The organism is Paraclostridium benzoelyticum, from assembly GCF_001006285.1.
GTDB lineage: Bacteria > Bacillota > Clostridia > Peptostreptococcales > Peptostreptococcaceae > Paraclostridium > Paraclostridium benzoelyticum.
In genome coordinates this window covers 1-9,984 of sequence record NZ_LBBT01000145.1, presented here as the reverse complement: position 1 = coordinate 9,984, position 9,984 = coordinate 1, and the positions used below count along the sequence as shown (strand labels likewise).

The window sequence follows — 9,984 nt, the reverse complement described above, 5'->3', positions numbered from 1 at the left end:
AAATAAAAAATAATATACAATTTATTAAAATAAAAAAAGCATATTATCTTTTAGATAACATGCTTTTTTATTAGTTTCTGTCTATTACGCTTTCTCTTTCAACTATTCTGTATGGAAGTTCTACCTTTTTATTTTCTAAAGGTTCCTTATCAATCATTTTTATTACCATTCTTATTGCAACAGCACCCATATCATATAATGGTTGATGTACTGTAGTTAATTTAGGTCTATACATAGCTGCTATTTTTGCATCATTAAATCCTGCAACAGATATGTCTTCAGGTACTTTATATCCTGCATCACATATTGCGTTAAGAGCTCCTATAGCTGCTTCATCCCCTGTAACAAATACAGCGTCAGGTTTTTTACCTTCATCTAGTATTTCTTTCATGCTATCATACCCGTACTTATATGTAGTTCCAGCATTCTTTACTAGGGATTTGTCTATTTCTATGTTATTGTCATTCATAGCTTTTTCAAATCCTAAATATCTTTCCGCTTCTAAAACAGTGTCATCTTCACTTGTCATTATGAAAGATATATTTTTATGACCCTTATCTATAAGATATTTAGTCATATCATATGTTGCATCAGTATTACTTATGCTTACTGAATATACATCGTAGTTTCTAGCAGTTTTACTTACATATACAGCAGGCATTCTACAATTTTGTATATACTCTAGATGCTCTTCATCTACTTTCCAAGACATCATAACGATACCTTCTACCTGTTTAGCTCTTAATAAATTTAAGCTCTTTAATTCTTGTTCTTTATCAGAGTATGTATTTGCTAATAATATGTCATAATCATACATTTTAGCAACTTCCTCTATACCGTTTACCAGTTCACTTACAAAAGAATCTGAAACCTCTGGTACGATAACTCCTATTAACTGACTTTTCTTTGTCACTAAACTTCTAGCCAACGGATTTGGAACATAACCAGTCTCTTTTATTACGTCTAATACTTTTTGTTTAACTTCATCCGTAACTGGTTTTGAATCATTTATTACTCTAGATACTGTAGATATAGAAACGCCCGCTTTTTTAGCTACATCTTTTATTGTTACATTAGTTTTCATTTAGCATTCCTCCTTATCTTAATTTTTACTATATTTTATGAAATCTATTCTTAAGTCTTTGTAAAAATTAATTTTATCATAACTTTTAAACAATTTAAATATATTTCGACAAAAAATAACACGCCAGTTAATTACTGGCGTGTTATTTTTGTATTTGATTACTCAAGGATTATTAGCATCCACATCCATCATTATCAAAGAATCCTGCACAACAACAAGTTATTAATAATAATATTAAGAATGGTATCCATGCCATGATATCTATATCACACCAAGTATCTCCAAATGCTAAGAATAGGAAGAATAATACTATTATCCACCATGCTCCTCCACCGAAACATCCATCGTTACCAAAAAATCTGTCTAACATAAGTTTACCTCCTAATTGAACTCATTTAGTTATAATACTAGTTAACTTTTTATTAGCTAGCTATTTTATATAATATGAATTTATCTTTATATTGGTTACTTTTATTTTTTATCTTTGTATATTTGTTGTTTTAGTTGATTATTAGAAGAAATCTCCACAACAGCATAATATTAATAAAACTATTAAGAATGGTATCCATGCACATATGTCTAATTCTTCCCAACAATCACCAAATGCTAAAAATAAGAAGAATAGTACTATTATTATCCATCCACATCCAAAGTCTTCATTTCCAAATAATCTGTCTAACATTTTGTTACCTCCTGTTGTCTATTTTTAATGTTGTCTATTTTGTTTCGTGTAAGTTAGAAGCATCCACCACAACTACATAATATTAATAAAACTATTAAGAATGGTATCCATGCACATATATCTAGGTCTTCCCAGCAGTCACCAAATGCTAAGAATAAGAAGAATAGTACGATTATCCACCATGCTCCTCCAAAACATCCATCTTCACCAAATAGTCTATCTAACATTGTGTTACCTCCTGTTGATGATTAATTATTTGAGCTTTCGCTCTTAACATATACTATGCATAGGCTTTACTTTTTGATAATAATTTTATAATTTTTTACTAGTATTTTTTTAATTGCTTTAAATACTAAAAAGACTACCTATAGAGGTAGCCTTTTTAGTGTTTAATTAACAACCACAGTCGAAATCATCTCCGCATCCATCCATTCCACATGAACAAACAATAAGAAGTAATATTAAAAATGGAATCCAGTCAGTTATGCATATCTCTGCCCAGCATTCTTGGAAAGCTAAGAATAGGAAGAATAATACTATTATCCACCATGCTCCTCCATTAAAGAATCCATCTGAACCAAATATTCTACTTAAACTGCTCATATATACCCCCTGTTTTTGGATTGCTAAAATTTTCTCCCCTTATTAGCTAACCCATATTAAAATTTCAGAAGTCTTATCTCAAATGTATTATGCACTTAATTTATACTATGGGAATTAAAAAAAACGGTTACTATACAATTTTATTTTTATATAAATTTCTTTTTATATATTTAGTAATTAAAAAAAGCTCCCATCGGAGCTTCTTTTAGCAACATCCATCATCAAAATTGAATAATAAAAGTATTACAAGTATTATCCATATCCATGAATTATCATCGCAGAAAAAGTTGTCAAGTAGGTCAGTACATAATAATAAAAATACAACAACAGCTATTATTAATAAACTTGAACCTCCAAAGGATGAATTGCATCCACATCCAAAACTTCTTAAAAGGTTATCTAGTTTTGACATATGGTTACCCCCTTTTCAATGTTGAGAAACCTATAGTTTCTCTTAATTATTCATATGCTAGGGTATATAAGTATGTTACTTCGAAAAAATTTTTCTCTAATATACTATCCAGCTCTTTTTCTGATAGTTCATTATATTTTTTCACCATATTTAAATGTTCATTATTTTTCTTATCATTAGATATACTTTCAATCATATTTTCTACTGATTTAATTCTATAATCCTTATATTTACTTGTAAAAAAAGATGTCTTTGTGTCCTCTATACATTTTTTTAAATTTTGAAGTCTATCTATGTACTCTTTATTATCTTTTAAATCACGCTCTTCTTTAGTTATAATATCTTCTAGAATCATATTACTTTCTACTACATACGAACTTATCTTTTGGATATCTAAGTTTATGATACTGTAATATGAGTTTATTAGTAACACAACTACAACGCATACAGATGATGCTAATAAACCTATATATTTCATAATCATTCCTCCTATGTTTTCTTTATAAAATATATATGCTTGTTTTACTATATTATTCTAAAATTTATATAATTTAATATTGAAAAATTTCACTTCTTATATTAAACTACAATTAAATTATGAATTTATTTATTAGGAGGTTTATCATGTTTGAAAGAGTTAGGGAAATAATCGCTGATCAACTAGGTATTGATAATCTAGATAGTATCACTTTAAATACATCTTTAACTGAAGATTTGGAGGCTGATTCTTTAGATGCTGTTGAAGTTATAATGGCTTTAGAAGATGAATTTGGAATAGAAATTCCTGATGAAGCTGCTGAAAAATTCACTTGTATAGGTGATATTTGCTCTTTTATAGAAGAGCATAAATAAAAAAAGCCGAGTTTTTAAACTCGGTTTTTTACTTATTTTTCCTCATAAAACTTAACATTTTTTATCGTTATATCAATACTTCCATCTGGATTTTGTTTTATACTATATTTCATCGGATCTTCAAAATTACTTAGTTCCCCTCTTACATCAAATCCAGTATCAGTCTTTATACTTCTTTTCTTTAATTTTTTTTCTACCCACTGCTTATCAATACTAAAAGATTCTTCTAAACCTTTATCTTCCATATGCTCTTTAAAGCTTTCTTTTAAATCTGTATTATCAATTGTTTTTTCTACAAAATCATTTAAATCTATTTCTTCTTTTTCTTTTAAAGTATAGTTTAATACACTTCTTACGTCTTCTGCTTGTTTTATATCATTAGCTAGTGCATTAGTTATCCACGTTTCTGCACTATTTTTAAATACCTTAGTTTTATGTTTATCATCAACAATTTTCTCAGCATTTAAAAATTCACTTATAAATTTAGATTCTAACTCTTCCTTTTCTGCATCCTTATCTAAAAGTCTTAAGTGATATTCATCATTCATTCCAGTTAAGCCTACTATTGCACATTGCTTTTGTCTTTGTGTCTCTGGTATTCCTATTTCATTTGGAACCATTTGTATATTGAATTTATCATCTACAAACTCTATAGAATGAGTATATAATCTTTTGTAATCTAATTTTAATATACCTACATACTTTTCATCTTTCACAGTATATAAGCATATAGCTAAATCACATGACTCTAACTCTGCATTTATTTTCATTGTATCAAATAAATATGCAGCTATCTCTTTTGAATTTTCTAGAAATGTATTTTCATCATATATTATTTGCTCACAACAATTTTTAACTATGTTGTTTTCGTAATCTTTAAATATACCTTTTCTTAAATCATCATCTTTACTAACCCTTTTGATTATTTTTTGGAAAAATTTATCAACTTCTTGACTAATTTTACCCTCAAAATCATTTAATATAGGAACTTCACTATTTTTATCTAGTACATGTACTATAAACTTATGTATTATCATAATTTCACCTCTATCTTAATTTTTCTATTAACTCTTTCATATCTTGTGGAATTTCCGCTTTGAATTTTAAACTTTCTTTTGTTCTTGGCTGATTAAACTCTAGACTATAAGCGTGTAAAGCTTGTCTATTTATTAATTCTTCATCTACATATCCATATAGCTCATCTCCAATTATACCATGACCAATATGGCTCATATGAACTCTTATTTGATGAGTTCTACCCGTTTCTAGTTTAATTTCTAGTACAGTGGCATCATTTAATCTTTCTAAAACTTTGTAATGAGTCACTGATTCTTGCCCTCTATCATCAATGACTCTTTTTATACTATCTTCACCAGGTTTATATATAGGCTCATTTATAGTCCCAAAATCATCTTTTACAATTCCCTTTACAATGGTTATATATTTTTTTATTACCTTATCATCACTCATATCTTTAGATAAATTATAATGAGCATATGCATTTTTAGCTACTATTACTAATCCTGATGTATTCATATCTAATCTGTTTACAAATCTTATTTTAACTTTTTCATTTCGTTTAATTATATAATCTGTAATTCCATTTGCAATTGTATTTATATTGTGACTCTTTGTTGGGTGTACAACTATAAATGGAGGCTTATTCACCATTATTAAGTCAAAATCATCATAAATTACTTCCAAATTTAAATCTTGAGGCATAAAATTTGCCATATCTTCTTCTATTTTAACCTCTATTAGGTCACCTTTTTCTATAGTAGTACTTGGCTTTTTAAACGTACCATTTACTAAAACACTTTGGTTTCTTTTCATTTTTGATAAAGATCTTACTGAGAAGTTCAACTTATCTAATAATATTTCTTTTAAAGTTGCATTTTCCTCACTTGTGTAAGATATAACATCATATCTTTGTTCTTCTTTTTTGAACAAATTTACACCTACTTTCAATTATAATAACATTATCTATTTTATACTATTTTTGCAGAATAGATAAGACTTTTTATTTATCCATTACATATTTTACTAAGTTATCAATTAATTTTTAAATTATGTTATAATACAAATGTAAAGAGGTGGGGATATGAAAAGAACGATAATAATAAACTCAAATTCATTAGATCTATCTATTAAAACAAGAGATGTACTAACTGAAAAACTAATTTGTGCTGGCTTTAATGTAAGCTATAATTTTGATAGTGCTGCTGATCTTATAATATCAATTGGTGGTGATGGTTCTTTTTTAAAAACTGTTCATGACTTCGATTTTCCTGAAATACCTATTTTAGGTATAAATACTGGTCATCTAGGTTTTTTTACTGATGTATATCCTAATTTTATTGATAAATTTATTTATGATTATAAAAAAGGTAACTTTATACTACAAGATATACCTCTTGTACAAGCAACTATATGTACAAAAGGAAGCTGTATAGATATGTTTGCGGTCAATGATGTTGTCATAAAAGGAGATAAATCTAGAACTATACATCTTAACTTAAATGTCAATAATAAAGATATTCAAAATTTTAGTGGAGATGGGCTATTAATTTCTACACCAACTGGTTCAACAGCTTATAACTATGCTGCTGGTGGTAGTATAGTTGATCCTAGCTTAAAACTTATGCAATTAACTCCTCTACACCCTATAAATACTAATGCATATAGGTGCTTTACTTCTAGTATTATATTTCCTCATGATGCATTAATTGGCATTTTGCCAGAGTATAGATTTGAAGATTCTTTATTAATAGTCGTTGATGGAGTTGAGCATAGATTCGAAAGAATAACAAGTATATCAATTACTACATCAGACGTATTTGTTAAATTAGTTAGACTCGATAACTATGAATTTTGGAGCAGAGTCTCTGAAAAATTTTTATAATATTTAGGAGGTTAATTTTATGAAAATAGGCGTAATGAGCGATACACATGGTAGCTTACTTTATTTTGAAAAAGCTTTAGATACTTTATCTGAATGTGATATTATACTTCATGCTGGAGATGTTTTATACCATGGTCCTAGAAATGATTTACCTGATGGATACAACCCTAAGGGTGTTATATCTAAAATAAATGAATTAGATAATATACTTATAGCTCGCGGGAATTGTGATGCAGATGTAGACCAAATGGTTATAAACCATCCTATACAAGGACCTTATGTTTTAAGTCAGTTTGGAGAAGCTAGAATATTAATAAATCATGGATATGTAGATTCTAAAGAAGAAACTATAAAAAAGGCAAAATCTATGGGTGCTGATATTTTAATACTTGGCCATACTCATGTAAAAGAACTTTTTATTGATGAAAATCTTATAGTTATAAATCCTGGAAGTACTTCTATTCCAAAAGATGGTTCTCATTCAGTTGCAATTATAGATATGCTAGAAAGTTCTCATGAATTAGATTTAGATATAAATCTAATTGATATAAATTCAAATGAAATTATAAATTTATAATAAATAAAAAATGAACTCTATGCTATTATAGAGTTCATTTTTATTAATTGTTTATTATTTTACTTCAGTGTATTTTTCAGCTATCTTAACTATTAAGTTAGCTCCTTTTTCCATAGCTTGAACTGATATACATTCATTTTTACTGTGGAAGTTTAATCCTCCAGTAAATATGTTTGGACAAGGTAATCCCATGAATGATAATCTAGCTCCATCAGTTCCACCTCTTATAGGTACTATTAAAGGTGCTATTTCAGTTTCTTTCATAGCTTCTTCAACTATATCTACTACAAATTTAACTGGTTCTACTTTTTCTTTCATATTGTAGTATTGGTCATTTAAATCTAATTTTACTCTTCCTTCATACTTCTCGTTTATTTTCTCTATTGCAGATGTCATGAATGCTTTTCTTTCTTCAAACTTAGCTTTATCATGATCTCTTATTATATATATCATAGTAGCACTTTCAACATTACCATTTATATCATTTAAATGATAGAAACCTTCATATACTTCAGTAGTTTCTGGTCTTTCGCTAGCAGGGAACATCTCAGATATTTCTGCTGCTATATGTAATGCATTAACTAATTTATTTTTTGCACTACCTGGATGTACATTTCTACCTTGTATAGTTATAGTGGCTGCAGCTGCATTGAAGTTTTCATATTGAAGCTCTCCAAGTATACCACCATCTATAGTGTATGCATATTTTGCTCCAAATTTTTCAACGTCAAATAAATCTGCTCCTCTACCTACTTCTTCATCTGGAGTAAATCCTATTTTTATATCCCCGTGTTTTATTTCTGGATTATTTACTAAGTATTCTATTGCAGTTACGATTTCAGCTATACCAGCTTTATCATCTGCTCCTAGTAAAGTAGTACCATCTGTAACTATTATATCTTGTCCAGCTAAAGTTTTCATTTCTGGATAATCTTTAGTTGATGTAACTACATTTAATTCTTCATTTAAAACTATATCTTTTCCATCATAGTTTTCTATTATTCTAGGCTTTACATCTTTTCCAGTTACATCTGGAGCTGTATCTAAGTGAGATATAAATCCTATAGTAGGAACTCCTTCTACATTTCCTTTTAATGTAGCCATTACATAGCTATTTTCATCAACATTTGCATCTTCAAGCCCTAATCCTTTTAATTCTTCAACTAAATATTTAGCGAATACTCTTTGTCCTTCGCTTGATGGACAATTTGAGTTTTTTGGGTCTGCAGTTGTATCAAATGCCACATATTTTAAAAATCTTTCAAGTACTTTTTCTTTCACTTTAAAGTCCCTCCATATATTCTAATTCGTTTCTTTAATCCACCCTATTGTAATTAAATGAATACGTTTTAATTATAATACTTTCTTTGAAATTTATCAAATAAAGCCTTTGTAATAAATTGTTAAATTTGTATATAAATTCTTTATATATAAAAAATAAGGTGCCTAAATAGCACCTTATGTAAATACTCTTATTTTCTTTATTCTATTTTTATCTAAACTTTCTATACAAAGTTTAACACCCTCAACTTCAATAACTTCATGTTCCTCTGGAAGTCTTTTTAAGTGTCCAATTATAAACCCACCAATAGAATCAAATTCTTCTGACTCTAAATTTGTTCCTATAAGTTCATTTACCTCTGAGATTTTTTTACTACCATCTATTATATATTCATCTTCTTTTATTACTTCAATATCCGATTCATCTTCGTCGTACTCATCTTCTATTTCACCAACAATTTCTTCTACTAAGTCTTCTATTGTTATAAGTCCTGCAGTCCCACCATATTCATCCACAACTATGGCCATTTGACTTTTATCTTTTTTCATTTCTTCAAGTAACTCTGTTATCTTTTTGAATTCGTAAGTAAAAAATGCTTCTCTTACATAATTTCTTATATCAAATTTAGCTATTTCATCTTCATCTAAAAATATAATATCTTTTATATTAACTATTCCAATTATATCATCTGCAGACTCTTCATATACAGGCATTCTACTAAATTGTTCTTCTTTGAATAAGCTTATTATTTCCTTGTATCCATCGTCTGCATTTATACACACCATATCAAGTCTTTGAACCATAGCTTCTTTAGCCTGCATATCCCCAAATTGAAATACATTGTTTATTATTTGTCTCTCTTCTATTTCTAAAACGCCTTCTTCTTGACTTACATTTACCATAGTTCTTAATTCTTCTTCTGTTATGTATGGTTGACCTGATTTAGACTTAATTCCAAATAATTTAAAAATTATATTTGTAATTATGTTAAATACCCATACTACTGGCGTTAAAATTAATATAATTATTTTTATGGGTTTTGAAACTAATATAGCTATTTTCTCTGAGTTATTAGCTGCTATTGTCTTTGGTGTTATCTCTCCAAAAATTAAAACTAATATAGTCATAAACGCAGTTGCTACAGCAACCCCCTGTGTTCCTAGTAAAGTTATAAATAATGATGTTGATATAGATGTTGCTGCTATATTAACAACATTGTTCCCTACTAATATTGAACTTAAAAGTTTACCTGAATCTTCAGTTAATTTCCCAACTAATTTTGCTCCCTTTACTCCTTCTTCTTGCATATGTCTAATTCTAATTCTACTAAGAGACATCAGAGCTGTTTCTGATGCTGAAAAGAAACCTGATCCTATTAGTAAAATTACTAGCATCACTATTTGAATAATAGTATTACCACCGGTCGAATCCAATCTTTACCACACTCCTAAATTTATACTTTTTATTTATTACAATAATTATATCATAGTATTTTAAAATTTGGAAATTTCACCAGGAAAAACTTACATAAAGGATAAGCTCATTCATTAATATAAATAACAACCTTCACTTATATATATTGTTCATTAA

Annotated in this window: 14 protein-coding genes; 3 read left to right on the top strand and 11 right to left on the bottom strand. The window is 28.2% G+C overall.

The features are described 5' to 3' along the window. Positions 1-70 precede the first annotated feature (70 nt). From VN21_RS06695 to VN21_RS06675, 7 genes are all read right to left on the bottom strand, one after another. A complete protein-coding gene (locus VN21_RS06695) occupies positions 71-1,084 on the bottom strand; it encodes a LacI family DNA-binding transcriptional regulator (RefSeq protein ID WP_046822572.1) in 1,014 nt (337 codons plus the stop codon). A 172-nt stretch (positions 1,085-1,256) separates the two neighbouring features. After that, positions 1,257-1,454 (bottom strand): hypothetical protein, encoded by a 198-nt coding sequence (locus VN21_RS06690; RefSeq protein ID WP_046822571.1) that lies wholly within the window; start codon positions 1,452-1,454, stop codon positions 1,257-1,259. Positions 1,455-1,595: 141 nt separating this feature from the next. After that, positions 1,596-1,766 (bottom strand): hypothetical protein, encoded by a 171-nt coding sequence (locus VN21_RS18840; RefSeq protein ID WP_152650780.1) that lies wholly within the window; start codon positions 1,764-1,766, stop codon positions 1,596-1,598. A gap of 53 nt (positions 1,767-1,819) precedes the next feature. Further along, complete coding sequence (locus VN21_RS18835) at positions 1,820-1,993, bottom strand: hypothetical protein (protein ID WP_152650779.1); 174 nt, start codon at positions 1,991-1,993, stop codon at positions 1,820-1,822. A gap of 166 nt (positions 1,994-2,159) precedes the next feature. After that, positions 2,160-2,369, bottom strand: a complete 210-nt coding sequence (locus tag VN21_RS06685) for a hypothetical protein (RefSeq protein WP_046822570.1) — start codon at positions 2,367-2,369, stop codon at positions 2,160-2,162. 205 nt (positions 2,370-2,574) lie between these two features. Further along, positions 2,575-2,781 (bottom strand): hypothetical protein, encoded by a 207-nt coding sequence (locus VN21_RS06680; protein ID WP_021428628.1) that lies wholly within the window; start codon positions 2,779-2,781, stop codon positions 2,575-2,577. Between the two features lie 46 nt (positions 2,782-2,827). Beyond that, on the bottom strand, positions 2,828-3,259 hold the full coding sequence (locus VN21_RS06675; RefSeq protein WP_046822569.1) for a hypothetical protein: 432 nt from the start codon (positions 3,257-3,259) through the stop codon (positions 2,828-2,830). Between the two features lie 146 nt (positions 3,260-3,405). Here VN21_RS06675 and acpP point away from each other — a divergent pair, with 146 nt between their 5' ends. Further along, on the top strand, positions 3,406-3,633 hold the full coding sequence (acpP, locus tag VN21_RS06670) for an acyl carrier protein (protein WP_021432008.1): 228 nt from the start codon (positions 3,406-3,408) through the stop codon (positions 3,631-3,633). Positions 3,634-3,665: 32 nt separating this feature from the next. On the opposite strand, the gene VN21_RS06665 is transcribed toward acpP, so the two are convergent. Both VN21_RS06665 and VN21_RS06660 read right to left on the bottom strand, forming a co-directional pair. Then, positions 3,666-4,670, bottom strand: a complete 1,005-nt coding sequence (locus VN21_RS06665) for a nucleoid-associated protein (protein ID WP_046822568.1) — start codon at positions 4,668-4,670, stop codon at positions 3,666-3,668. Between the two features lie 10 nt (positions 4,671-4,680). After that, positions 4,681-5,583 (bottom strand): RluA family pseudouridine synthase, encoded by a 903-nt coding sequence (locus tag VN21_RS06660; protein WP_046822567.1) that lies wholly within the window; start codon positions 5,581-5,583, stop codon positions 4,681-4,683. Positions 5,584-5,734: 151 nt separating this feature from the next. Here VN21_RS06660 and VN21_RS06655 point away from each other — a divergent pair, with 151 nt between their 5' ends. Then, a complete protein-coding gene (locus tag VN21_RS06655; protein ID WP_046822566.1) occupies positions 5,735-6,535 on the top strand; it encodes an NAD(+)/NADH kinase in 801 nt (266 codons plus the stop codon). A 19-nt stretch (positions 6,536-6,554) separates the two neighbouring features. Beyond that, a complete protein-coding gene (gene yfcE / locus VN21_RS06650) occupies positions 6,555-7,112 on the top strand; it encodes a phosphodiesterase (RefSeq protein ID WP_046822565.1) in 558 nt (185 codons plus the stop codon). Positions 7,113-7,166: 54 nt separating this feature from the next. On the opposite strand, the gene pepT is transcribed toward yfcE, so the two are convergent. Then, complete coding sequence (pepT, locus tag VN21_RS06645; RefSeq protein ID WP_046822564.1) at positions 7,167-8,393, bottom strand: peptidase T; 1,227 nt, start codon at positions 8,391-8,393, stop codon at positions 7,167-7,169. Between the two features lie 177 nt (positions 8,394-8,570). Beyond that, positions 8,571-9,788: an HlyC/CorC family transporter gene (locus tag VN21_RS06640; RefSeq protein WP_046822573.1), complete on the bottom strand. Its 1,218-nt coding sequence runs from the start codon at positions 9,786-9,788 to the stop codon at positions 8,571-8,573. Between the last annotated feature and the right edge of the window lie 196 nt (positions 9,789-9,984).

Coding starts and splice junctions, on each gene's coding strand:
- VN21_RS06695 (WP_046822572.1), bottom strand. CDS start 1,084: ATGAAAACTAATGTAACAATAAAAGATGTAGCTAAAAAAGCGGGCGTT.
- VN21_RS06690 (WP_046822571.1), bottom strand. CDS start 1,454: ATGTTAGACAGATTTTTTGGTAACGATGGATGTTTCGGTGGAGGAGCA.
- VN21_RS18840 (WP_152650780.1), bottom strand. CDS start 1,766: ATGTTAGACAGATTATTTGGAAATGAAGACTTTGGATGTGGATGGATA.
- VN21_RS18835 (WP_152650779.1), bottom strand. CDS start 1,993: ATGTTAGATAGACTATTTGGTGAAGATGGATGTTTTGGAGGAGCATGG.
- VN21_RS06685 (WP_046822570.1), bottom strand. CDS start 2,369: ATGAGCAGTTTAAGTAGAATATTTGGTTCAGATGGATTCTTTAATGGA.
- VN21_RS06680 (WP_021428628.1), bottom strand. CDS start 2,781: ATGTCAAAACTAGATAACCTTTTAAGAAGTTTTGGATGTGGATGCAAT.
- VN21_RS06675 (WP_046822569.1), bottom strand. CDS start 3,259: ATGAAATATATAGGTTTATTAGCATCATCTGTATGCGTTGTAGTTGTG.
- acpP (WP_021432008.1), top strand. CDS start 3,406: ATGTTTGAAAGAGTTAGGGAAATAATCGCTGATCAACTAGGTATTGAT.
- VN21_RS06665 (WP_046822568.1), bottom strand. CDS start 4,670: ATGATAATACATAAGTTTATAGTACATGTACTAGATAAAAATAGTGAA.
- VN21_RS06655 (WP_046822566.1), top strand. CDS start 5,735: ATGAAAAGAACGATAATAATAAACTCAAATTCATTAGATCTATCTATT.
- yfcE (WP_046822565.1), top strand. CDS start 6,555: ATGAAAATAGGCGTAATGAGCGATACACATGGTAGCTTACTTTATTTT.
- VN21_RS06640 (WP_046822573.1), bottom strand. CDS start 9,788: ATGCTAGTAATTTTACTAATAGGATCAGGTTTCTTTTCAGCATCAGAA.